General features: G+C 56.6%; 26 protein-coding genes. 4 read left to right on the top strand and 22 right to left on the bottom strand.

Annotated elements, in window-relative coordinates; all coding sequences use genetic code 11:
• Positions 1-178 precede the first annotated feature (178 nt).
• A complete protein-coding gene (locus tag KXU80_RS12175) occupies positions 179-1,171 on the top strand; it encodes a ketoacyl-ACP synthase III (RefSeq protein WP_219838424.1) in 993 nt (330 codons plus the stop codon).
• A 123-nt stretch (positions 1,172-1,294) separates the two neighbouring features.
• Entirely contained in the window at positions 1,295-2,206 is a 912-nt protein-coding gene (locus tag KXU80_RS12180) for a J domain-containing protein (RefSeq protein ID WP_219838425.1), read from the top strand.
• A gap of 221 nt (positions 2,207-2,427) precedes the next feature.
• On the opposite strand, the gene KXU80_RS12185 is transcribed toward KXU80_RS12180, so the two are convergent.
• From KXU80_RS12185 to KXU80_RS12250, 14 genes are all read right to left on the bottom strand, one after another.
• Positions 2,428-3,558 carry a sn-glycerol-1-phosphate dehydrogenase gene (locus tag KXU80_RS12185; protein WP_219838426.1) on the bottom strand — a complete coding sequence of 377 codons (1,131 nt, stop codon included), beginning with the start codon at positions 3,556-3,558 and terminating at the stop codon, positions 2,428-2,430.
• Between the two features lie 406 nt (positions 3,559-3,964).
• Positions 3,965-4,756, bottom strand: a complete 792-nt coding sequence (locus KXU80_RS12190; protein ID WP_219838427.1) for a lipid II flippase Amj family protein — start codon at positions 4,754-4,756, stop codon at positions 3,965-3,967.
• Between the two features lie 63 nt (positions 4,757-4,819).
• Positions 4,820-5,755, bottom strand: a complete 936-nt coding sequence (gene cysK / locus KXU80_RS12195) for a cysteine synthase A (RefSeq protein WP_219838428.1) — start codon at positions 5,753-5,755, stop codon at positions 4,820-4,822.
• Between the two features lie 21 nt (positions 5,756-5,776).
• The gene (locus KXU80_RS28290) at positions 5,777-6,832 is read right to left on the bottom strand and encodes a GNAT family N-acetyltransferase (protein ID WP_219838429.1); all 1,056 of its coding nucleotides are present in this window, start codon (positions 6,830-6,832) and stop codon (positions 5,777-5,779) included.
• A 13-nt stretch (positions 6,833-6,845) separates the two neighbouring features.
• Positions 6,846-7,406, bottom strand: coding sequence for a GNAT family N-acetyltransferase (locus KXU80_RS12205; RefSeq protein ID WP_219838430.1), 561 nt, complete (start codon positions 7,404-7,406; stop codon positions 6,846-6,848).
• 254 nt (positions 7,407-7,660) lie between these two features.
• The gene (locus KXU80_RS12210) at positions 7,661-8,425 is read right to left on the bottom strand and encodes a DUF2306 domain-containing protein (protein WP_219838431.1); all 765 of its coding nucleotides are present in this window, start codon (positions 8,423-8,425) and stop codon (positions 7,661-7,663) included.
• Positions 8,403-9,104: a hypothetical protein gene (locus KXU80_RS12215; RefSeq protein ID WP_258171367.1), complete on the bottom strand. Its 702-nt coding sequence runs from the start codon at positions 9,102-9,104 to the stop codon at positions 8,403-8,405. The genes KXU80_RS12210 and KXU80_RS12215 overlap by 23 nt, the downstream gene beginning before the upstream one ends.
• Positions 9,101-9,415 carry a DUF8691 family protein gene (locus tag KXU80_RS12220; protein ID WP_219838432.1) on the bottom strand — a complete coding sequence of 105 codons (315 nt, stop codon included), beginning with the start codon at positions 9,413-9,415 and terminating at the stop codon, positions 9,101-9,103. Before KXU80_RS12220 ends, KXU80_RS12215 begins: the two co-directional genes overlap by 4 nt.
• 211 nt (positions 9,416-9,626) lie before the next feature.
• Positions 9,627-12,359, bottom strand: coding sequence for a winged helix-turn-helix domain-containing protein (locus KXU80_RS12225; protein WP_219838433.1), 2,733 nt, complete (start codon positions 12,357-12,359; stop codon positions 9,627-9,629).
• A 182-nt stretch (positions 12,360-12,541) separates the two neighbouring features.
• The gene (locus KXU80_RS12230) at positions 12,542-13,774 is read right to left on the bottom strand and encodes a GIY-YIG nuclease family protein (protein ID WP_258171368.1); all 1,233 of its coding nucleotides are present in this window, start codon (positions 13,772-13,774) and stop codon (positions 12,542-12,544) included.
• A 176-nt stretch (positions 13,775-13,950) separates the two neighbouring features.
• Entirely contained in the window at positions 13,951-14,247 is a 297-nt protein-coding gene (locus tag KXU80_RS12235) for a hypothetical protein (protein WP_219838434.1), read from the bottom strand.
• 94 nt (positions 14,248-14,341) lie between these two features.
• A complete protein-coding gene (locus KXU80_RS12240; protein WP_219838435.1) occupies positions 14,342-15,175 on the bottom strand; it encodes a dTDP-4-dehydrorhamnose reductase family protein in 834 nt (277 codons plus the stop codon).
• A complete protein-coding gene (locus KXU80_RS12245) occupies positions 15,172-16,155 on the bottom strand; it encodes a polysaccharide biosynthesis protein (protein ID WP_219838437.1) in 984 nt (327 codons plus the stop codon). The genes KXU80_RS12240 and KXU80_RS12245 overlap by 4 nt, the downstream gene beginning before the upstream one ends.
• Positions 16,145-16,381, bottom strand: coding sequence for a hypothetical protein (locus KXU80_RS12250; RefSeq protein WP_219838438.1), 237 nt, complete (start codon positions 16,379-16,381; stop codon positions 16,145-16,147). Before KXU80_RS12250 ends, KXU80_RS12245 begins: the two co-directional genes overlap by 11 nt.
• A 292-nt stretch (positions 16,382-16,673) precedes the next feature.
• Here KXU80_RS12250 and KXU80_RS12255 point away from each other — a divergent pair, with 292 nt between their 5' ends.
• Together KXU80_RS12255 and KXU80_RS12260 are read left to right on the top strand one after the other, a co-directional pair.
• A complete protein-coding gene (locus tag KXU80_RS12255; protein WP_374987765.1) occupies positions 16,674-16,886 on the top strand; it encodes a cold-shock protein in 213 nt (70 codons plus the stop codon).
• 312 nt (positions 16,887-17,198) lie between these two features.
• A complete protein-coding gene (locus KXU80_RS12260) occupies positions 17,199-17,801 on the top strand; it encodes a metal-dependent hydrolase (RefSeq protein ID WP_219838441.1) in 603 nt (200 codons plus the stop codon).
• 133 nt (positions 17,802-17,934) lie between these two features.
• On the opposite strand, the gene KXU80_RS12265 is transcribed toward KXU80_RS12260, so the two are convergent.
• From KXU80_RS12265 to KXU80_RS12295, 8 genes are all read right to left on the bottom strand, one after another.
• Positions 17,935-18,126 (bottom strand): hypothetical protein, encoded by a 192-nt coding sequence (locus tag KXU80_RS12265; protein ID WP_219838443.1) that lies wholly within the window; start codon positions 18,124-18,126, stop codon positions 17,935-17,937.
• Positions 18,127-18,178: 52 nt separating this feature from the next.
• Positions 18,179-18,517, bottom strand: coding sequence for a hypothetical protein (locus KXU80_RS12270; protein ID WP_219838445.1), 339 nt, complete (start codon positions 18,515-18,517; stop codon positions 18,179-18,181).
• The gene (locus tag KXU80_RS12275) at positions 18,517-18,852 is read right to left on the bottom strand and encodes an alpha-helical endospore appendage domain-containing protein (RefSeq protein WP_219838447.1); all 336 of its coding nucleotides are present in this window, start codon (positions 18,850-18,852) and stop codon (positions 18,517-18,519) included. Before KXU80_RS12275 ends, KXU80_RS12270 begins: the two co-directional genes overlap by 1 nt.
• Before the next feature lie 26 nt (positions 18,853-18,878).
• Positions 18,879-19,166: a nucleoside-diphosphate sugar epimerase gene (locus tag KXU80_RS12280; protein ID WP_219838449.1), complete on the bottom strand. Its 288-nt coding sequence runs from the start codon at positions 19,164-19,166 to the stop codon at positions 18,879-18,881.
• A gap of 126 nt (positions 19,167-19,292) precedes the next feature.
• On the bottom strand, positions 19,293-20,612 hold the full coding sequence (locus KXU80_RS12285; protein ID WP_219838451.1) for a glycosyltransferase family 2 protein: 1,320 nt from the start codon (positions 20,610-20,612) through the stop codon (positions 19,293-19,295).
• 48 nt (positions 20,613-20,660) lie between these two features.
• Positions 20,661-20,819 (bottom strand): GT-D fold domain-containing protein, encoded by a 159-nt coding sequence (locus tag KXU80_RS12290; protein ID WP_258171448.1) that lies wholly within the window; start codon positions 20,817-20,819, stop codon positions 20,661-20,663.
• Positions 20,819-20,962 (bottom strand): GT-D fold domain-containing protein, encoded by a 144-nt coding sequence (locus KXU80_RS28445; protein ID WP_374987766.1) that lies wholly within the window; start codon positions 20,960-20,962, stop codon positions 20,819-20,821. The genes KXU80_RS12290 and KXU80_RS28445 overlap by 1 nt, the downstream gene beginning before the upstream one ends.
• A complete protein-coding gene (locus KXU80_RS12295) occupies positions 20,920-21,303 on the bottom strand; it encodes a hypothetical protein (RefSeq protein ID WP_219838455.1) in 384 nt (127 codons plus the stop codon). The genes KXU80_RS28445 and KXU80_RS12295 overlap by 43 nt, the downstream gene beginning before the upstream one ends.
• Positions 21,304-21,961: the final 658 nt, after the last annotated feature.

The raw sequence follows: 21,961 nt of genomic DNA on the forward strand, positions 1-21,961 counted from the left end.
CGGCATAAGTGCTAGACTTTCGATGGATACCATGATCTTCTCCAGTGAGATAAACTATTGGACTTTGATGATTGCAATCGCATACGCGCCGCCGCTAGCATGCTAGACAATATGATTAAAAAGGAGTAAACTAATTAGTACCTGATACTAATATCTAATACTAAGGAGTTGAACGGCCATGCAGCAACATCCCCTGCAGTCGCATGCGGCAATTACGGCATTCGGTGCCTATGTCCCTGACCGGATCTTATCTAATAATGACTTGGAACAAATGGTTGATACCAACGACGAGTGGATTTTCCAGCGGACCGGCATCAAAGAGCGCCGCATCGCGGCTGAAGAGCAGTTCTGCAGCGATATGTGCTTCGGCGCCGTCCGGGATCTGCAGCTTCGTTATGGCGTCGTTCTTGAAGATATAGACTATGTACTTGTTGCGACAACTACACCGGATACGTACTTCCCGAGCATGGCTGCCCGGGTTCAAGCGGAATTCGGCATTCCGGCAAGCGGCGCAGCCGACATTCAAGCTGCATGCGCCGGTTTTGTCTCCGCGCTCCAGCTCGCCAACGGCCTGATTCTATCCGGCGCCTACCGTAAAATTCTCGTCATCGGTGCTGAGACGCTGTCGAAGGCGACCGATTATACAGATCGTTCAACCTGCATCCTGTTCGGCGACGGCGCCGGCGCCATGCTGCTCGAGCGCCGCGAAGAAGGAGCATTCCTTGCCTCGTACAATTTGACGAACGGCAGCAACGGCCATAACCTGTACCGATCGTCCCTATCGCCGACGATCGCGGGCGTGCCGATCCAAACGAACAGCCTCATCGTGCAAAATGGGCGCGAGGTTTACCGCTGGGCCGTTACGACGGTACCGAAGGGCATTAATGCCTTGCTTGAACGAAATGGCTTCACAACCGAGGATATCAATTGGTTCGTGCCTCACAGTGCCAATATGCGGATCGTTGAATCCATCTGCGAACGGACAGGCATTTCCTTGGATCAGACGCTGACGAGCATGCAGCAATACGGCAACACCTCGGCGGCTTCCATCCCGCTGTCCATCGACCTTGCTCTGAAGGAAGAGCGGATCAAAACCGGCGATACGCTGCTGCTCTACGGCTTCGGAGGCGGCTTGACGGAATCGGCCCTGCTTCTTCGCTGGACCTTGTAATGCACAATAAACGGCTCTTTCGGCTTGCTGCCAAGGAGCCGTTTTGTTTTATTTTGTCGATTGGGGATAAAGGCGCTATACTAGGAGATACAAGAACCTATAGAAAGCGAAGGTAGCCCCGCCATGGACGAACTGAAACAGGCTTATGAGCTGCTCGGCCTGACTGAAGGCGCAGCGAAGGAAGACGTCGAGAAACGCTATTTCCTCTTGATCCGGCGCGACCGCTCGAACAAACAGCGCGAAGCATCCGAGCAAACGTCCGAGCCAGGTATTAGCTTGGAGGACATCAATCGAGCGTACAAGCTCATTTTGGATCATGAAGAGAAGAAGACGATGGAGCAGTTTAACCAAGCCGCTTACGGCAAGTACAAAGGAATGGCTGGATCCGCCCAGAAATTCGATCATTTCTTCAGCTATTATAAGTTCCATGTGCTGGGTGCCATTGCCGTCATCCTCATTATCATCTTCGGGACTAAAGCCTATATCGACCACCGTCATGAGCAGGCCGAATTGGCTAAGCTGCCGCCAATCGATGTAAGCGTCTCCTTTTTCGGCGATTTTTACAGCCAGGACGGCAGCTATCCGATCGGTGACTTGAAGCCGCTCGAGAGCAAATTCTTATCGTCGTTCCCGGACTGGAAGCGAGTTTCTGCTTTCTTCACGTATGTGCCGACCGACATTAAGAGCGAGCAGGATTCCGCCCTCCTCCAAAAAAGCATGATTGACCTCATGATGAACAAAGCCGACGTCTATATCTTGGATAAGGTTAATTTTGAGAAGCTCGCGAAGGAAGGTTCGCTGCTTCCGCTCGACGGCAGCAATGCGAGTAAACTGGGACCCGGCTTCAAGCCCGAGCTCGGCCTGAAGTCCGCGACGCAGGACGACCCGACCGAGCATGTGTACGGCGTCGATATTTCCGCCAGTCCGCTTTTGAAAGGCCTCCCCGTTGTCGGCAAGGAATATATCGCCGGCATCCGCATCAATGCCGACAAGCCTGACAACGGCTTTAAGTTTATCGCGAAATATTTGGAATAGCGCGTATCCGCGCCGATTGTAACCGCAGCTGGATCTCATCGATCCGGGTGCGGTTCCGAGCAAAAAGCGCCTGAACGTACCGATGATTCGAGCGTAGACTTATACCTGAGCGCAGGATATATCGATGCTTCTACTGAAGTACACCTGGATTTTGCTCCACCCTCGAAAAAGGCTGTGCGAACGTCATTACCACCTGACGCTCGCGCAGCCTTTTTGTTCGTTCAGCCCTTCAGCACGAGATGCTTCAGCCCCGTGTACCGATCACGCAGCTTATATGCTTCCTTCATCGCATCCTCAATCAGCGCTTCGGTGAGGCCAATCCCGGCTGGATCCGCCGGCCCGCCCGCCTGCTGCAGCCAAGCGCGCAGCTGCTCCGCTTCTGGCAGCTTGCCGAATATCGCGGGATAAGCGCCGCCGAGCTCCTCGCGGTAACGCTTGGCCAGCATAACCGAAGCAACGCCTACCTTTGCCCCGTGCAGCAGCTGCCTGCGGCCCTCCTGGATATACGCCATCTCCCAGTGATGAGACAAATGATGCTCGCCGCCGGATGCAGGACGCGAATGACCGACCAGCAGCATCGACCAGCCGGAAAGCAGCAGCGCCTCCATCAGCACTTCAACCCCGCGCTGCGATCCCGTCGCGATCTCGTCAACCGCTTCCACGCATTGCTGCAGCGCCCGCTCGGTCAGCTCGTAAGCAAGTGGACAAAACGGCTCTTCCGCCATCTCGTGCGAGAACCGCCAGTCCGCGAGCGACGTGAACTTCCCCAGCATGTCCGCGAAGCCCGCAGCCGTCAAGCGCTGCGGCGCCGCCGCAAGGACGAGCAGATCGGCGAATACTGCGACCGGAGCAATCGCCGGCACCGTCTGCTTGAATCCGTCCACGATGATCGGCGCGCCGACGGACGTGAAGCCGTCAACGGAAGCGGCGGTCGGCACCGAGATAAAATCGCGGCCTGTCTGACTGCAGACGAACCGGACGACGTCGTGAATCGTGCCTGAGCCGACGGCCAATACTGCCTTTGCCCGCTGCGGCGTCTCTAGCAGAACCTGAACGATCGTACGCTCGTCTGCGATAACGTCGCCTTGACCGTTAGGCTTCAGGCTACATACGCCGAACGCAATGCCTTCCTGCTTCAGCAGCTCCGCAAGCGCACTGCCTGCCGCTTCCCACGTATTCGCATCGACGACGAGAACGACTTCGCCGTAATCTTTCTTCCGCAAGTAAGGAGCCGCTTCCTTCAGTGCTCCTGCCTCCAATACCCCTTCCATCTGGATCGGCGCGTACACGACGCCTTCAGGCTGCTTAACGGCTGCATCATTGACCTGGCTTAACGCTGCTCGAATGTTCATTCCGCTTCAGTCCCCTTTAGCTGAGTTTAGGGCCATTTTATCACATGCTAGATTCCAAGTCTTCCAAGAATAGGAGACGAGTACCCAATCGGGCCGGCGTCTCGGGGCATAAACTGCGGCGGGATCGAGACGCTTAACCGGCTTCGTTACCATGCGCTTTACCTGTGGGACGGCACCGGAAGGCAAAACATGGCGGACATACCGCATTTCGTGACGAATAACGATTTTGAAACCCGGCATGTGCTGGAATAGGTCATCGCGCCTTGGTAGCCGAGTCCGCGCGGGCTTGCCGTCGCTAGAACGCAAAAAAACCGGCCCTGCGCTAGCTCCAGCCGGTTCATGCCATTATTATGAAGTTAATAGAAGTGCAGTCCATTCGAGCGGCAAGCGGATCGCCAGTAACAAGTCATATCATCTTCACGAAATAGCCGATTAACAATGCCGCAGGCACCAGCACCAGCTGGGCGAGCATCGTCCCGAGGAAACGTGTCGTCATCAGTAGTACATAAATTTTGCCTAATTGTGTGCGATATTCCGTGTTGTTCAGCGCCTTGTCCGTAATGAGGCCAAGCTGCGGGTCGATGAAGATGGTGAGCAGAATCGTAGCAACGCCGTTAATGATGCCGGAGGCCTGCGACGCTGTCGTGCTGAGCGCGGGAAACAAATGCGCGGCGTAGAGCGCCGCCAGCACTCCGACGGTATAGAACGAAGTAACGATGACGTTGATGAGGATAAATGTTTTCGAAATGCCGAGATAGCGAAAGCGGCTGATCCGAAACCGCGGCAGCCGGATATAATGCTTCGTGTTCTTCAACTGCCCGATCGTGACGCTGGAGACCAGCTTCGGGATCGAGCCGGCCACCTCCAGCTTCGCGATCAGCCTGCCGAACAGGTTGACGCAGGTCGGAAACAGCATGATGGCCGCCAAGGTCCCAACCGACGAAGCCAGCAGCGTGACGCGCAAATAATGCAGCATGTCGAAGGAAGCATGTGCCCTTGCGTAGTCCACGAACTTCGCAGCAATCGGCCCCTGTACCATATTCGCCGTCCTGGACACGAGCACGATAATGCCGGTCAAGGACAGCGCCACGGCGATCTTGTTCAGACGAACGCCGGCAAACCGGACGGCATAGGAGAGCGTCTCCGCCGTATGGATGATCGACGTCATGATGAAGACAATCACGAGATTGGTCAACAAAGCCCGCATCAACTCCGCTTCGGGGTGATTTTCGCGCGCCTCCGGCTCGGACGCGCCAGTAAGCTAAGCCTCGTCAAACAGCGCTGTCGACAGGTATCTTTCTCCCGTATCCGGAAGCAAGACAACGATATTCTTGCCTTCATTCTCAGGCCGTTTGGCGAGCGTCATCGCGGCAAACACGGCCGCTCCGGACGAAATTCCAACCAACAGTCCCTCCACTCTAGCGAGCTGACGCGCGGTCTCCACCGCTTCTTCGTTGCGAACAGGGAGGATCTCGTCCACAACAGCCCGATTGAAGTTGCCTGGCACGAAGCCCGCGCCGATCCCTTGGATCATATGCCCGCCTTTCGGCCCACCGGCAAGCACCTGGGAATCGAACGGCTCCACGGCCACGATGCGCACGGATGGCTTCCGTTGCTTCAGCACTTCGCCTACGCCGGAGATCGTACCGCCCGTACCGACGCCGGCTACGAAAATATCGACATCGCCCTCTGTGTCCCGCCATATTTCTTCCGCGGTCGTACGCTTATGAACATCAGGGTTCGCTGCGTTATTAAACTGCTGCGGAATGAACGCATGCGGAATATCGGCTGCCAGCTGCTCAGCCTTATGAATGGCGCCTGCCATCCCTTCCTGCGCTGGCGTAAGGATAAGCTCCGCGCCAAGCGCAGTCAGCAGCTTCCGGCGCTCAACGCTGAAGCTCTCCGGCAGCGTAATGATGAGCCGATAGCCGAGCGCAGCTGCCGCAAAGGCAAGTCCGACGCCCGTGTTCCCGCTCGTCGGCTCGATAATGACGGAGTCCGGCTGGAGCAGCCCTCGCGCCTCCGCGTCCTTGATCATCGCGTAGCCGATGCGGTCCTTCACGCTGCCCGCGGGATTGAAATATTCCAGCTTGGCGATCAGCTTGGCCTGAAGCCCCTGCTTGTCCGCAAAATTAGCAAGCTCCAGCAGCGGAGTATTCCCGATCAATTCCGTCAAGTTTTTTGCAATGCCAGTCATTTTATTACCTCCTCTTGGGGTTCATCCCAGCTTCTTCTCGAAACAAACGCTTGACGGACAATCCACGTACTCGCCGTAAGGCGCGATAGCATAATACCCGTTCTTCTTATAGAACTGAATGGCTTCGAACTGCGGATCACCGGTTTCAAGCCGGATATACGTGTACTGCTTCTCTGCGGCTTTCCCCTCCAAATAACGGAGAATCCGCCCTGCTATGCCTCGATTTCGATACGCCGGATCGACATAGAACCGTTTTAGCTCGGTAGACGCTTCATCGATTTCCTTAATCGCGCCGCAGCCGACCGGGCTCCCGTCCGCATACGCAACGACAAAATGGATAGCAGCCAAATCCGGATCATCCAGGTCGACAACGAATACCTCCTCCGGGGGATAGATTTCGTAGAGGTAGGTGTCAAGCTTATCGATCAAACCAAGCAAATCGGGATCCTTAATTGCCGCGTCTTTCAGTACAATATCATTCATGTCCGTTTTCTCCTTTTCCAACCACGCATTCACATGCTGTATCCATGCACCGCCCGAATCCGCCAGCAAGGTTTTCCAGCCCAGCCGGCCGGCGGCCTCTAAATTGTTGCCCGAATCATCGACGAACATAATCGGCGCCTCTTGTATGACCTGCGTGTTCGCAAGCGCAAATATGCCTTCATCCGGCTTGCTCATGCCCGCATCGCTTGAAATCGTGATACTGCGGAGGTATGGCTTCGCATCCTCCAGCAAGGGAAGCAGCCACTCCGCCCGATGATTGCTCAAAATATGAATATCCGCGAGCTCGCTCCACCTCGGCAGGCAATGATAGCCCGGAAGCGGACTTAGATGCTGATTGAGCAGCTCTTTCGCTAGGCGGATCTCCACGCCCGGACAGCGAGCCTGAAGCCAGTCCCAGAATTCGCCCTCCGTCAGTTCGCCCGTCCACAGCCTCCCGCGAATGTCCGCCCGGTATGCGGTTCTGATTTCTTCATAAGTCAGGAAAGCGGCGTCCGCAAGCTCCTGCCAGTATGCCGGCGTCAAATTCGTGACGAGGACACCGCCTGCATCCAGAATGAGCTGGGGTCTATTCATGTTCATCCGCCTTTCAGGGAATCATGGCAAAAATATACGTATCCCGCAGTGTGCTTCCATCTGCTGATAAATCATCGTTGCGCAGCGTGCCTTCATGCCAATAGCCTAGACGCATCGGAATGGCTTGGCTCTTCTCGTTCAGCGCATCGCAGCGGATTTCGACCCTGCGCGCCAGCAATTCGGTAAAAGCAAACGCCGTGATTCCTTCCACGGCTTCCGTCATATAGCCCTTGCCGCTCTGCCGCGTGTCGATCCAATAGCCGATCTCGAACTTGCGGACGCTCCAGTTGGGATTATGAAGGCCGGAAGAGCCGATGAAGCTGCCGCTGCTCTTATCGAAGATCAGCAGCCTCATGTCTTCCCGCAGTATGAATTTCGAGCTGGCTAAGCGCAGGTTCGCTTCGATGGTTTCTTCGGTTTGCTCCGTTTGCGCAAAGGGAAGCCATGCCTTCAGCTCGGCCACGGATGCCGCATACGCCTCGTAGACGGCGCGGCCGTCTCCCGGACGCGGCACGCGAATCAGCAGCCGCTGCGTTTCGAATTGCGTAGGAATGTCGATCAGCAATGGATTCATCGTTTATCCTCCTCCTGCTTCTACACCTATTGCTATGCCTATGTCTGGCCATTCATTTCAAGTATACCAAATTACAGCCGATTCATAGAATTCATCGGCCCGACAAGCCGAAGCAATGTGCTCGCCACAATGAAAGAAGCCCTCTCTTAGATCGAAGAGGGGCTCACGCAAGAGATAGACTATAGAGAAGCTGCAAAACGTGCCGGCTGCTCGGAATTTCATTTCAAGAAGGTGTTTGCATTTCTAGCACGACCTCACTGCCCGAAAATATCCGCCGCGGACGCCGAGGCTGACTTTTTGCGGATGGCCCATTCGGCTGCAGCGAGGTTGATCGCCCAGCCCGCACCCATCAGCAGCGCTTTGCTAAGCTCACCCGCCGGGCCGTAGACGAGTGTCCAGGCCATCTCGGTTAACGCCTGCGTACCCGCGCCAAGCCCAATCGCGTAAGCGCGTGTCATCCATATCCGGTGCCGGGCAACATCCCCTCGCAGGATCGCGGTAAAGCCGAGGAGAATGAAGACGACCATGGCCGAGCCAAACAGTAACCGCAAGACATAAAGCAGCTTACCGCTATACGGGATTGAATAGAATAGCGTCATCCACAGCCCTGTAAACCCGACCAACAGGCCGCATACAACCAGAAGCCGCCCTGCCGCGCGGTGCCAGCCCGGACTGCGCCGCCTGAAACCGGGTGCAAACTGGAATGCGCCAAGGACGGCATACACGCTGGCGCTCAGGATATGCAGCACAACCGGCAGGGGCGACGCAAAGAACCGTGCGTTGTCCGGCGTAATTTCCGCACCGACTGCAAGCGTGACAAGACGGTAAGCTCCTCCGAAGAGCGGAATGACGCACAGAAGAAGAAGTACGGCGACAAGCCGCTTAGCCGAGCCTTCTTTTGCCGCCGCTTTGACTTTCTTAGACGCAGATTTTCTTGACTTCTTGTGCCGAGGCACGCCGGGGTCTTGATGTTCCGTGTAGGCATTCGTTTGCATATCAGGCTTTCTCAGGCCGCTCACGCCAGAGCGAATATCCCATCCAAGCTAGGCTTATTCCCATCGGTACTGCAAAATACCGATCGTAGGGGTGATGGACCAACGAAGACAATAAGAGGGGGAGAATGGTACTGAACACAAGCAGTCCAGCCCCCCAGCGCGACAGGATGCCGGCACGCATTACAGCGATTCCAAACAGCAGGCCACCGAGTAAATACAGGACTCCTGTCAGCATATATACCGTTGCCATGGCCCCGAGGTTCACCTCGCTGACTGTCCCGCTCACGATTCCCAAGATGCTCTCCTCAAGCTTCGGCGCATGGGTCGCCAACACTGGCGAGATAAAGGCTTCCACGAATTGAAAGGCCATGGTGAGCGCATAGAACAGGCTTAGTACGAGATAACCTGCCAAACCCAGCCAACCGGTCTCTTCCACTTGCCTGGCATAGATCCCCGCAATACCGATCAGGCCGAGGAAGCACATCGCGATGCCCAAGCAGTGAACGATTGCCCACCGCCCAGTGGTAACTGACGAAAGAATATCGGCTGGATGGATCGTCTGAATGACGATGAACAGGATTCCGGATGCCATAGCTACTAAGCCTGTGCTGCGAATGAGCTGTTGGATTGTTATCGCAGCTCGCCGCTTGGTGTACGGGCTGCGGCTGCCTTTCATGTCTGCGGTTAGTCGATTCGTGTTCATGTGTTTGGCTCCTTTTCTCTCGAATAATTGTGATCCGTACTCACGCAGTCACCCAGTCCGTTCGCCTGTTTGGGATCCATCTGAATGACTGACACCAAGGGCAGGCCGAGATCACGCACCTTCCTGAACAAGCCGTGTAATGCGGACTGATCGGCTACCAAGACAATGAGAACGGTCGTCCCATCGGTTTCGTGGGTGAGGTTTAGCCCGTCAAACCAATTTTTCCATCGTGCATCCAGGTGGCCCTTGAGTCGAAATTCGTACAGTTCAGGCTCGCGAAGGTCTTTCGTTGTTCCATGTGTTTCGCTCATACTTAACCTCCTCCATCATTTTTCTCAGTGGCTGCATCTTCACGTCAATTCATGCGTTCCTATCGTAATCCAAAGATACAGCTTCATGTGGTGAGACGGCATCACCATATGTGGTGATTGATGTGGTGGTTTTTCAATCGAGGGCTTTGCAAAAAAAAAGCCCAAGCAATCCGCTTGGGCGAGGTGTGATCGTAATATGGCTTGCGGCTTGCTACAACAAATCGAGCTCCTTAGCGCGTCGGACTGCGGCCCGACGGCTGTTAACTTGAAGCTTGTCGTAAATATTTTTGGTATGCGTCCGAAGGGTGTTGAGGGACACCATGAGCTCGCGGGCAATGTCCGGACCGCTCAGATCGGTTCCGAGCAAACGAAGCACGTCGCTTTCACGTTCACTCAGCGGCTCGCTCAAACGCTCGATCGGCTGCTTATTCGCAACCTGTTTATCCGGCGTTCCGCCTTCAACCTTGCCAAGAAATGTTAGAAGGCGCCGGACATAGCTCGGGGCGATCCCCTTTTTCGCAGCTGCTTCCAGCAGAACCGCCATAGGTTGCCCTTCGTCCACGAAGATGCGGACGCAGCCCTCAGCCTCTGCCAGATTCAGGGCACGTTCCAGCGGCGCAAGCGCATCAGAGATGTCGCCCTGCATATGGTGAGCGACGGCCTGCACGATCAGGATTTCGATTGCGCTCCCCGTCCTCCCGCCTTCCTCCGCTGCTTGAAGGAGACGCTTCAGAAGTCCCATTGCTTCAAGCATGAAGCGGCCCTCATGGTCTCTCTTATACCGGGCCAGGAGCACCCTGGCCAGGGTGATATGCTCAAATTCACGCTGGTAGCAAAGGTCTTCATTGACGGATAGGCCCTGCTCTCGAACCCAGTCAAGAGCTTCGCCAAGCCTTCCTTGCGCGATCCACACCCGTGTCTTCAACGCCGCAACAGGACGCACATTCAGGAAAAAGTCGCTCCTATACAAGCGCTCAGCCTCGTGGAGCAGCTCGAGCGCGCCGTTCCGATCTCCTTCGGCCTCCCGAATTCGAGCCATTGCGACACGCCAGCGGTACTTATATTGCGGGAAACCGGTGTGCTCGCCCTGCTCCTTGCTTCTCAGCAGTGCCTGCGTAGCGGCATGCAGATCATTATGTTCACGGCAGAGCTCGCTCATTCCCACATAAATGTCTGCCGTTCCCCGCAGATTAGGCTCTCCTTGATCCGCCGCAAGCTGCAAGCCCCGCTCATAGGTATGCATCGCCTCTCGGAGCCGGCCTTGCACCATCAATATTTCAGCCAGCGCGATCGCGCCATTGATCGCGTCAGAGATAGCCCCGGCCTGCTGCACGCTTGCTATGCCCTCGGCGAACATCCGGCGCGCTTCCTCAAGCTCGCCGCTCCTCCAGCATGCGAGTCCGAGGATCGCTGTTGCCGCTCCATGCGTGAGTCGGTCGTCCTCGGGCACGAGGTCGAGCGCCCGTCTGGCGTGTGCAATAGCGGCGGGCACGTCGCCGAGAACCAGGGACAGTCCGGCACGATATACGGCAATCAAACCCGGGAGACGGAGAAATTCCTCCTCGTCCACAACAACGAACTCAGCCGGCAGCGCTTGCTGCCGCTCACGCAGGTCCGCCGCTCTCACTAGCCACTGCTCGGCGTCATGCAGCCAGTCCTGGGCGTCCTCCAGCTTGCCGCTAGCCAGCAACGCTCCGGCATACCAAACGCAAAGCACAGGCCTGCAGCGAACCAACTCGTCAGGGATCGCATTCAGCCAGCCCAGCATTACAGCCTCTTGTCTACTCTTTCTGAGCGTCGAAATCGCCCGCTCAACCAGGTCCGCCGCTCGCGCGAAATCATCGGCGGCCAGCGCATGACGGATCGCCTCGTCCGCCATGTCATGCTGCTCATACCATATGCTTGCGCGCCGATGCAGATCAGCTATCTGATCGGGTTGATCCGCCCTTAAATGCGCGGAGAGTACCTCTGCAAACAAGTGATGATAGCGATACCACAGGCGCCTGTCATCCAACGGAACGACAAAGAAGCTCCCCCGCTCCAGATACTGAAGACGCTCGGTGCCTTCCTCCTGACCGGTGATGGCGTCGCATAATGGGCCATGAAGCCGGTCGAGTATGGAGGTTTGAAGCAAGAAGCTCCTGATCGGGCCGGACTGACGCTGAAGGACCTCTTCGACAAGATAGTCCATAACGTACCGATTGTCTCCGGCGAATTCCCGAATGAACGCAGGAATGTCGTTGCGCCCCTGCATCGAGAGCGCCGCCAGTTGAAGCCCCGCTATCCAGCCTTCGGTGCGTGTTTCCAAAGACGTTATTTCGTCTTCCGTAAGTCCCAGTCCCATCACCTGATTGAGAAATGCGGCCGCCTCGCCTGGAGTAAAGCGCAGGTCGGAGTCGCGCAGTTCGGTCAAATGGCCCTGGGCGCGCAGCCGTGCCAGCGGAAGCTGCGGATTTTCACGTGTGGCAATGACCAGGTGCAGCTGCGGCGGGAGATGCTCGAGCAGGAAGCTCAGGGCATCGCCCGGCCATTTGGCATCAAGAACATGGTAGTCGTCAAGCACGAGGACAGATGTGCGCATGCGGGCCGAGATGTCATTGAGCAGCATCGTGAGAATCGATTCGATCGACGGCGGAGGCTCGGATTTGAGCGCACGAACTGCGCTCTCTCCAACCTTCTCCCCAATCGTCTGCAGAGCAGCGATAAGGTGAAGCATGAAGCGCGCAGCGTCGTTATCCCCTGCGTCCAGCGACAACCAAGCGGCAGGCCGGCCGCAGCCAGCGACCCATTCGCTGATCAGAGTCGTCTTGCCAAAGCCCGCGGAGGCGGAGACGAGCGTCAGCTTGCGTTCCAGCCCCTCGTTCAGCCGCCCGATCAGGCGCGGCCGTTGGATGGCTTTACTCCGTGGCGGGGGAATATACAGCTTGGTAGATAAAATCGGCATACCGGATTGCCCCATCCTATGACTTGATAGATTATATGATTGCTCTAATTATAGCCCAGCAGGAGCTTCTTTCAAGTGAGTCCCGGTTTGATAGATAGACACCGAAATGCTTTGGAACGAGGGGAAAGACATCACCTCCAGACCTATAGAAGCGAAATTTGTTGGATACCTGCCGCGTACGTTCAGCCCTCGGACGGATCGTCAGCTCGCTGAACGTCCCCGCCTTTTCGGTAGTCGTAGTTTTCCTTGCACAGCTGCAGCAGCGCGTGCTTCAGCCCCCGCTTCGGCTGCGTGATCCGCAGGGGCGGGGCTTGTCCTTCCCCTGGGCGCCGGAGCGCTCGGCGCACGGAAGCCGGATCGAAGATCCGGTTGACGATCACCTCATCCGGCTTCGTCTCCGCCCGGTACCGCTGAATCAGAAACCGGTCGCAGGCGGTTTCCGCGAAGCCGCGCTCCAGTTCATGGAGCTGAAAATCCCGCAGCATACCCTGCTGGACCTTCGCGATCATGACCCCTTCGCTGCCGAAATAGAGCACTTCCTGGTTCACGCTCGTCTCCCGGTCGACAACCTGATGGCCTGGGGTCTTCTCCAAATTGCGGATATGCGCCAAGACGTTCTGCGCCTTCTCGAACTTCATCGCCTCCGCGTACTCGCTCATCTGCGCGTACATCCGCGCAATCAATGCCTCCTTGCTGCTATCGGAGAGCAAATTCGCGACCTGCTTGACGTCCTCCAGGTAATCCGCTTCCGTGATGTGACCTTCGCAAATGCCGCTGCATTTGCCGATATGATAGAGCAGGCAGGCGCGCTTGGGCAGCACCGTGCAGGCGCGCAGCTTGTAATGATCCGCCAGAAACTCCAGCAGCTCGTTGCGGAACCGCGCGCTGGCGAAAGGCCCGAAGCGTTTCGCCCCGTAAGCGGGCGATGCTTCACGGGTATACATGGCCTCCGTCGAACCGCCGCGGCTGCTTCCCTTCTTCCGCTGAAGCGGCTGCCTTGCTTCTCCGTTCATCGGCTCTCCGCGTTCGGCGGAAACAGCCTCACGCCGATCCCGATAATGGATATCCAGCCTTGGGATGCGTTCGTCTGTCAGCGTCAGGTACGCGTAGCCGCTGTTATCCTTCTTTAACGCCCTGTTGTAGGGCGGCTTATGTATTTTGATCAGGTTATTTTCAAGCAGCAGGCTTTCCGTCTCGTTATGAACGAGAATAATCTCGATGCTGGCGATACGCGCAACAAGATCGCGGGTTCGCTTGCGCTCGTGCGTCGTCTGAAAATACGACCGCAGGCGGCTTCTCAGCTTCTTGGACTTGCCGACGTACAGCAGGACGCCCGATGCATCGCGCATCAGGTAGCAGCCCGGCTTCTCCGGGTAATCGCCTGGCTTGAACGTGAACGGCACCGTTTGATCCATCTCCGTACTTACACCTCCATCAGCCATCGCACCTATCGTATGGCTCCGCTTATTCGGACTTCCATTGTATCGCCGGCGGCAATAAAAAGGAAGACGAGCACCGGCTAATCCGCTCATGAATGGCGACAAAAAAACAGGGCATCGTCATGCCTGCCCGCGCGCGGATGCCAGCGCGCTCACCTCGCCAGCGATTTCGCCAAGCGTCCGCATAGCGCCTGACGCCACTGCGTAGACGCTGCCGCTCGCCCCGCGGCGGAGCAGCAGCTCATACGCGCGGATTTTATCGCGCACGTCGAGCAGATCGCGCTGCTCGCTATCGACGAGAGCCGAAACGGCGCAGGCAGCGGCGCGTATCGGGCAAGCAGCCCGCAGAGGCCTCCTGACCGGCCAGGGCCGATCAGGTTGGACGGCTCTGCAACGACGACATCCATACCATAGAGCGCCGCCCAGCTCTGGGCAACGAGCACCTGCATCGTCTTGCTCAGGCTATAGGGATGCTGCGGACTGACGGCTGCAGCCCCCCGCTCCGTCCGCCGCCGGCACCCGTTACTAGCAGGCGCGGCCGGCTCATCCTTGCTTCATCCATTGCGTAAGCTCATCCAGCATCGGAATGTAGCCCAGCGCCCGATAACCCCAATCCTTGCGCGTTGTCTCCAGCGTCCGGTCGAGATAGAGCGTATCGTCCGGAACGATCTTGACGCCTTCCACTTCAAAAGCCGCTTGAAACAGCAGCAGCAGGGTCAATTTACTGACCGTCTCGCTCGCAGTCATATTCACGAGACCGCCAATCTCCGGATGTTCGATCGCATAGGCAGCGGCCTTCGCCAGCTCCAGCGTCGTTACCCCGTTCCAGTAGACGCGCGAATACCCGTGAACGACACCCTGCTGCGCCAAGAACCACTTCATCAGGCCGATGCCCTGCGGCCGGATTTCCGGTCCGATGATAGACGTACGAATCGTCAAATGCCTGCCGTATCTCATCTCTCCGAGCGCCTTTGAGCGTGCGTAGACCGTAGTCCCGTTCGGATCGTCGCTCTCCGTGTACGACCCGCGGCTGCCGCTGAACACGCAGTCCGAGCTGATATGAATGACGCGCGCGCCGATCAGATCCGCGACGTAGCGAAGCCTATGCGGCAGCAGGCCGTTGACCAGATACGCCGCATGCGGATGCTGTTCCGCGTCCTGGTTCAGGACGCCCACGGCATTGATGATGACGTCCGGATGCACGAACTGAACGACGTCGACCACCGATTCGGCGTCCGTGACGTCGAGCGGGATACTCCCTGCGCCGTCCGCTTGCCGCGTCGTATAAGCGATGCCGTACCCCGGATGCTTCTCCCGGAAATATCGGAGCAGGACATGGCCCGCCATGCCGCTGCCCCCGATAATGAGCAGCTTCATGACAGAAACCCGCCTCTGACGAGCATCGAACGAATCTCTTCCTTCGTCATCAAGGATTGGCTGGAGCAGTAGCTTTCGAAGTCCACCTTCGGTTGCACGCTGTAGCGCTGGCGAAGCCCCGGAATGTCGATCGTCGGCAGAATAACCAAATATTCTTGGTCGTAAACGATTGTCGTCGTGCTCTCATGATCCGTCAGCAGGGTCTCATGTATTTTTTCACCCGGACTTATGCCGGTCTCAATCATTTCGGCACTGATGCCCATATCCTCCATCAGCACGGAGGCCAGATCGACGATGCGGCAGGTCGGCATCGTCATGACGAAGATTTCGCCGCCGATGCTCTCCTCCGAAGCTTTGAAGAGCAGCTTGATGGCGTCCTGCAGCGCCAGGAAGAAGCCCGTCATTTTCTTATCCGTGATGCACACTTGGCCCTTGTTCTTGATCTGGCTGGCGAACAGATGGACCACGCTGCCGTTCGTGCCAAGCACGTTGCCGCCGCGCACGCAGACAAAGGTCGTTTCGGAACGAAGCAGGTTCGCGTATACGATCAGCTTCTCGCCGATGGCTTTGGTCATACCGTAGAAGTTGGACGGATTCGCTGCTTTATCCGTCGAGATATAGATGACGCGCTTCACGCCGTTTGCAATGGAGGCTTCAATTACGTTCTGCGTGCCGATGACATTCGTTTTGAGCGCTTCGTACGGCTGATCCTCGCACACGGCCACATGCTTCAGCACTGCCAAATGAAACACGTAATCCACCCGCTCGCATGCGCGCATCAAGGCTTCTTTATCCCGGATATCCCCGATGCAAAAGCTAAGACGCGAATCTTCGAACGTGCGGCTCATCGCCACTTGGCTCGACTCGTTGCGGGAGAAAACAATAATTTGTTTGGGCTGCTGAGGCAGCAGCTGGCGAATCAATTCGTAGCCCCAAGACCCTGTTCCCCCGGTGACCAGTATGCGCTGATTAGTAAACATTCCATTTCCCTCCAAGCACAAATTTAACCACTTTATCCGATACGTCGCCAGCCAAATATCCTTCCGGACACTGCCAGCTTGCAGGCAGCGCCGTCATGACCGCCGCTGCTTCTTCAATGCGCTGCGCCGTAAGGCCGCACACCACGTTGCTGCCGCCTCGAAAAGCGCCTGCGATCGCCTCGTCAAAGGGAGAATAAGGGCATCCTTTGCCCGTCGCGACGAACAAGACATGTGCCTGCTTCAAAGGAGGCGGCGGATGTACGATGCTTTGCAGGACCGCTTCGTATTTTAACGCTTTAGCTTTAACGTATTTTTATGCTTGCACTGTCGCCACCCCTGACATTTCTTCTGTCACCATTTATATGCGCGTGACAGGCAAGGCTCTTGGTCACTTATCCCGCCTGAGCTGCAAAATTGGCGCATGACCCCCAAGGCGTATGAACATAAAAAAAGAGTATAAATCTGGCAGTTCCATCACATATTAAAAGAGGTTAAAGCCATGCACATAGAAGGAGGTCTTGATTATTCATTTCTCTAAAAAGCAAGCCGAGCCTATCCCGGAGGAAGAAACGGCGATTTGGGCATGCACCAATGAATCCTGCTCCTGCTGGATGCGAAGCGACTTTTCGTTCGGCGAGTTTCCGACCTGTCCGATCTGCAATTCCAGCATGACCAGCGATATGAAGAATCTGCCGATCCTGACCAACGGTACCAAGCGCGGCTTCCAATAAGACAGGCTGTTTTGTTAAGTCGGATGTTCAAGTAGGAGGAAGATTCAGACAGACGTCATCAAACAGGCTTTCCTCCCGTCCAAGCGAAGCGGCGGCGAGGAAAGCCTGTTTATTTATTTGGTAAACACATTGACATGGATTTACGTCGGTTATATTATAACCATAGGTTAGTAACCGTTGGTTATAATATGTAACAGGAGGCCGGCACTCATGATTTTTATTAGCTTCATGCTGTTATTCACGGTGGTTTGCGGATGGCTTGATGCAAGAATAGGCAGCAATGAGCACCTGAAGTCGAAGGGAGTGAAGTAGATGTTTGCAGGACATTTCGGGCTGGCCGCTGCCGTTAAGGCGACAGAGAAAAACACGCCTATGTGGGCGCTGATGTTGGGGACGCAGCTGCTGGACGTTATTTTCGTGCCTCTGTTCGTATCCGGGAAGGAAACCATCGTATCCGTCCACGGCGAAGGCTACGGCAGCGCAATTATCCACGCGGATTACACGCACTCGCTGCTCGGCGCCATAATAATATCGCTCCTTGCCATGCTCGCGGCCCGGCGGTTATGGGGCACAAGATCCGGCGGCGCCATGGGGCTGATCGTGTTCAGCCACTGGCTCCTCGACCTGCTTGTACACCAGCCGGATCTGCCTCTCCTGCCGGGCAACGCCGGCGCCCTTCCCCTGCTCGGGTTTGGACTGTGGCAGCATCCCTCGGTAAGCATCCTACTCGAATCGATTTTGATTGCCGGAGGCTTCCTCCTGTATTTCCGCTCTGCTCTTCGCAGATCGCGCACGGTCGGCACAGGCTTGGCCGCCAATCGTACATGGGCGTTCAAGCAGACCTGTATTTCCGCAGCCGTCATGGGACTGCTGCTGCTCGGCTCTTTGCTGAGCGATGTGCTGCTTGGCGGCTGAAGGCGAGAGAACGCGCAGGGGCCAGGATTGATGGGCTTGAACGAACTTGCTTCCTCCATAAATACGGCAAAAGGAGCCGTCCATTGTCATCCGCGATGACGTTGGCAGCGGCTCCTTTTTTGAATCTGTCCTGCTATCCGTTCTGCTGCTCGTAGGCAATCTGATGGCCGTCCTCGAAGCCTTTGGCGAAGCCAAGGTTATAGCCTTGGTTATACGCCTGATCGAAGGCTTGATTATAGCTCTTCCCGCCCTTGCCGGAACGCCGTTTCCTGCTTGGTGCGAGCTTACCTTTGCGAGAAGACCGGGTCCGCTTGCTCTTCTGCATGGGACTTGCACTCCGTTTGCCTCCCAATCCCGCTGCTTTGCGCCGTTTGCTGCTAGTTACGGCTGAGACCACTCCGGTTTCCCCCTTTTGGCGCTGCGGCTGCTCGCTTGCCGGCTTGCATCGTCGTGCAGCTGTTCAGCCATGGCTTGGCGGCCGCGCTGCCTGTTCTGCGCTTGCCGGGACGGTGCTCCAAGGTGCGCACCATCGCGGTAAGCGACTGCTGCATGGCCGCGATCGACTTCATGTTGCCTGCAATGGACTGTGCCATGCCTGGTGCATAATGCGCGGTATCCGCGACGCTGTCCAGAATGCGGGCTACCGCCTGCTGGCTTCTGGACAACGCATTAAGGAGCGCAATCCGGGCTTCGCGCTCCTTCTTAAACCCCTCCATTATGCTTTCTCTCCCATGTCGAAGGGGTTATCGGTCATACCGCCAAATCCACCTGGCGAATCTTCCTCGTGGCGCAGCGCAGCCTTCAGCACATTCGTCATGCCCATATGGAGCTTCGTCAGCCCTTCAATGACTTCCACAAGCTGCTGATGGACATGCAGCGCCGTCTTCAGACGTTCCTGCTGCTCCGTGAAGGTACCCGGCGTAACATGATTAATAAGCCACGACCGCACCTTCTCCGCTTCGATCGCTTTCGCCTCCAAAATCATCGCCACATTCCACTGCAGCTTGGCGGAGGCGTCCAGCATCCTTGTATATGCCGCTTCCCGACTCATGTTCCAAAACGCCCCTTTCCTCCGCCTTACTCCTCATCCTCGTTCGCGAATTCTCTCATGACCGCTGAAATCGTCATCGCTAGCGATTCCTGCAGCTCCGCGATACTGTTCAAATAAGCGACGACGTTCTTCGTCACCGCTTGGGAATTGTCCATTAATTTATCGAAGCCGCCAAAGCCGGGATGCTGATCCGGCAGCGCGTGAACGAGCTGCGCCATCCTTACGGCAACGTGGCGTTTGGCTTCCAGGACACGCGCCATCTGTTCATGGGAATGCGACATATGCTCGACCATTTCCGTTACGATATGCTGCATGACACCGTCCTCCTTCAACCGTGGTTCTACCCGGTAAACGGTCACTAACCAGCATATGCGCGGCATTCGCCGCGCGGTACAGCTGGTCGAGCCGGATCGGGATGAACCGGCAGCCAACATCCCGAATTACAAGCGCTCCGCAACCTGAACATGCGCGATAATCGGCAAACCTTCAGCTAGTGTTCCGAGCTGCCCCGCCGGGAACGGACTTCCCTGCCGCAGCCCCAAGCCCCAAGCCTCGCCGGCCTTCGCAGTCGTCACCCTTCGCCGAAGCCCGTTTTCCACAATATAAGGCAATCCGCCTGCTTCCGATATTTGCGGCTGCTGCAGCCACGCCGCTTCCACTGCCTCGGCGGCGATCGGCTCACCCACTGGCCAGCGGCGCAAATCCACCTGTGATAGACGGATGGCGGGCACGGAGACAGTGCCTGCAATCGGCCTGCGTCGGCCGTTCTCCACCCAATAGAGCGCAGCCGTCACCCCCCGGACGACAACGCCTTCCGGGAAGAATGAGGTTTCCCCTTGGCCCGCAAGACCAAGCCCCCTCGCATGTACCTCATGAATGAGCTCGTGGGGATTACCCCATTTATCCATGTAGACATGCAGATTGCGGTCATTCACCTCGTTAAACCGCTCGCCGAGCGCTTTCATGCTGACGCTGCCGAAATGATGGATAAACGTATCGCGCGCGGTGACAAGGGAATAGCCCTGTAGGCGAACACGGATGCTGAAATCATCGTCCTCATAGTTCCCGATCGCGAAGCCTTCGTCCAAATAGCCCGTTCGGTCCCATAGCTCGCGCCGAAACAGCAGGCAGAAACCCTTCAGGCGGTCGGTCCGCTGCCATTTGGCAGGATCATGCACATTGAATCGACGGCCGAAGGACGCGATTTCCTTCTCCGTCGTATACGGTACCTCGATCCGCTGATCCCCGCTGATATTGTTGGTGACCGGCCCAACCATGCCGATGCCGGGGTCGCTGTTCAGGCAGGCAAGCAGGTTGCTCAGCCAATTATCCGTAACGATCGTATCGTTATTGAGCAGCAGCAGCGACGTGCCTTTGGCCATCATCATGCCGACGTTGACGGCACCCGCGAATCCGCAGTTTCTTTCCAATACCCGATAACGCACGACTCCGTCGACAGACTGCAAGTAAGCAGCCGTGCCGTCCGAGGACGCATTGTCCACGACGATAATCTCGTAAGCGACGTTCGTATGCTTATGAATGCTGGTCAAACATTTCTTCAAGAAATCAACCTGGTTATAGCTGGGAATAATGATGCTGGTTCCGTCGAAATACGTGCCGAAGCGGCTAAGGCCGATGCGCGCTCCTTCCTGGTATCCGGCTGCCATTCCTGCCTCGTATCGTACGGTTTTCTTCGCTTTGCGGGCGTTACGCCGTACCTGCTTCTGCCGCTGGCGCTTTGTACGTCCAAGCTTTCTCATTCTGTCAGCCATCTCCTTCTCGTTTCTTGCAAGTGTTGGGAGCAGCGGTTAAATCGGATATTGCCCTTTTACGATGCCGTCTGCCATATGGCCGAAATCCAGTACCGCTTTACCGAGCTCGCCCGCGATTCGGGTGCACAGGATGACAGCGGCTATGCCTGCGGATACAAGCGCTAAGTCGAAATCGGTTTGCCTGACCTCGCGCATCACGCGTTCAACGTCGCCCGCGCCCTGAACGGGGCTGTCAGCAGCTCGCCGTCGCCGAGCCTTACGAAGGAGCAGGGCCGCTGCTGATGAATCGCCGATTTCAGCTCGTCGACAACCTGTGCACATCCATGAGCGAACGGCACAACGCACGAAGCTGCTCCGCGCCGAGCGCGATGACATCCCGCAAGCTCACCTCCGGAAGCAGCAAATGGAGGGGCAACGCCTGCTCCAGCAGCATTTCGCTGCCCTCATACTTGCCGAGCTCATACCCGGCTGTATACGCATTCTCATGGTAGCCATCCTTCTTCGCGGAGAAGCCTGTCAGCTGCTCCTGCTGCACGAAACGATTCGAGCCGCGGTTTCGGCCGCGGCGCTTGATCGAGCCGCCCTTCCGCGCTCTTGTCCCTTTCTTGGATGCAGGCGTCTGCTCCTTTGGCGCGACTGTCGCGCGCGTGCCTATAGACCAGCCTGCCGCCCGCGGCATACGCATTATTCACCCGTGTTCTTATGGATGCGCCTAGCTTCATCAATAACGCGTCCGATTGTTCGGCGTTCATTCATAACGGGAATGATGACGGACACGAGTAGATTACCCGATTGCTGCGTCAAAGGCTCCGGGACCGTCGGCGGGCTTCCCGCTCCGGCAGGGCAAGCAGGTCGAAGGGGCGATGCACGCACATGCCGCTATCGTCATGCAGCCCCCTGTTCACAGAAGGCGATGAGGAAGCCTTCCGTGCGCGGAATGCCGAATTACGCGCGCCGCCGGAAAGTTGCCTGGCAGAGGTGCTCCGCTTGGCGATGAAAAGCAGCCTTCCCTTGCACGAAGCTGTTTTTTCTCCACTGGGCTTCATCATCTCTTTCACCACCCTTAAATCTTCTTGTTACCAGTTAGTGTATGACGTTTGAGAGTAAGAGGAACGGCTGTTGTACGTTAAGGCTGTTGCCTAATCGGCGAATTTACGCCATTGTACAAGAACTGAATCTATCAATTCCACATATGCTGTCGCTAATAGGAGATGATGTCTACGAATCCAGCTTCGGCCGCAAAGTCACTACCATCGGCGGGACCGAATATATTCAGCTTCCGCCTATTTCCGCAAATACTGGAGTGTCGCTTTCAGCAAAAGACTGCTTTGCAATCT

The organism is Paenibacillus sp. R14(2021) (assembly GCF_019431355.1).
In the GTDB taxonomy this organism is placed as follows: Bacteria; Bacillota; Bacilli; order Paenibacillales; family Paenibacillaceae; genus Paenibacillus_Z.

Excerpts from the sequence above, each read along its gene's own strand:
- KXU80_RS12175 (WP_219838424.1), top strand. The coding sequence starts at position 179 with ATGCAGCAACATCCCCTGCAGTCGCATGCGGCAATTACGGCATTCGGT.
- KXU80_RS12180 (WP_219838425.1), top strand. The coding sequence starts at position 1,295 with ATGGACGAACTGAAACAGGCTTATGAGCTGCTCGGCCTGACTGAAGGC.
- KXU80_RS12185 (WP_219838426.1), bottom strand. The coding sequence starts at position 3,558 with ATGAACATTCGAGCAGCGTTAAGCCAGGTCAATGATGCAGCCGTTAAG.
- cysK (WP_219838428.1), bottom strand. The coding sequence starts at position 5,755 with ATGACTGGCATTGCAAAAAACTTGACGGAATTGATCGGGAATACTCCG.
- KXU80_RS28290 (WP_219838429.1), bottom strand. The coding sequence starts at position 6,832 with ATGAATAGACCCCAGCTCATTCTGGATGCAGGCGGTGTCCTCGTCACG.
- KXU80_RS12205 (WP_219838430.1), bottom strand. The coding sequence starts at position 7,406 with ATGAATCCATTGCTGATCGACATTCCTACGCAATTCGAAACGCAGCGG.
- KXU80_RS12215 (WP_258171367.1), bottom strand. The coding sequence starts at position 9,104 with ATGAACACGAATCGACTAACCGCAGACATGAAAGGCAGCCGCAGCCCG.
- KXU80_RS12220 (WP_219838432.1), bottom strand. The coding sequence starts at position 9,415 with ATGAGCGAAACACATGGAACAACGAAAGACCTTCGCGAGCCTGAACTG.
- KXU80_RS12225 (WP_219838433.1), bottom strand. The coding sequence starts at position 12,359 with ATGCCGATTTTATCTACCAAGCTGTATATTCCCCCGCCACGGAGTAAA.
- KXU80_RS12230 (WP_258171368.1), bottom strand. The coding sequence starts at position 13,774 with ATGGATCAAACGGTGCCGTTCACGTTCAAGCCAGGCGATTACCCGGAG.
- KXU80_RS12235 (WP_219838434.1), bottom strand. The coding sequence starts at position 14,247 with ATGCAGGTGCTCGTTGCCCAGAGCTGGGCGGCGCTCTATGGTATGGAT.
- KXU80_RS12240 (WP_219838435.1), bottom strand. The coding sequence starts at position 15,175 with ATGAAGCTGCTCATTATCGGGGGCAGCGGCATGGCGGGCCATGTCCTG.
- KXU80_RS12245 (WP_219838437.1), bottom strand. The coding sequence starts at position 16,155 with ATGTTTACTAATCAGCGCATACTGGTCACCGGGGGAACAGGGTCTTGG.
- KXU80_RS12260 (WP_219838441.1), top strand. The coding sequence starts at position 17,199 with ATGTTTGCAGGACATTTCGGGCTGGCCGCTGCCGTTAAGGCGACAGAG.
- KXU80_RS12265 (WP_219838443.1), bottom strand. The coding sequence starts at position 18,126 with ATGCAGAAGAGCAAGCGGACCCGGTCTTCTCGCAAAGGTAAGCTCGCA.
- KXU80_RS12270 (WP_219838445.1), bottom strand. The coding sequence starts at position 18,517 with ATGGAGGGGTTTAAGAAGGAGCGCGAAGCCCGGATTGCGCTCCTTAAT.
- KXU80_RS12275 (WP_219838447.1), bottom strand. The coding sequence starts at position 18,852 with ATGAGTCGGGAAGCGGCATATACAAGGATGCTGGACGCCTCCGCCAAG.
- KXU80_RS12280 (WP_219838449.1), bottom strand. The coding sequence starts at position 19,166 with ATGCAGCATATCGTAACGGAAATGGTCGAGCATATGTCGCATTCCCAT.
- KXU80_RS12285 (WP_219838451.1), bottom strand. The coding sequence starts at position 20,612 with ATGAGAAAGCTTGGACGTACAAAGCGCCAGCGGCAGAAGCAGGTACGG.
- KXU80_RS12290 (WP_258171448.1), bottom strand. The coding sequence starts at position 20,819 with ATGCGCGAGGTCAGGCAAACCGATTTCGACTTAGCGCTTGTATCCGCA.
- KXU80_RS12295 (WP_219838455.1), bottom strand. The coding sequence starts at position 21,303 with ATGCCGCGGGCGGCAGGCTGGTCTATAGGCACGCGCGCGACAGTCGCG.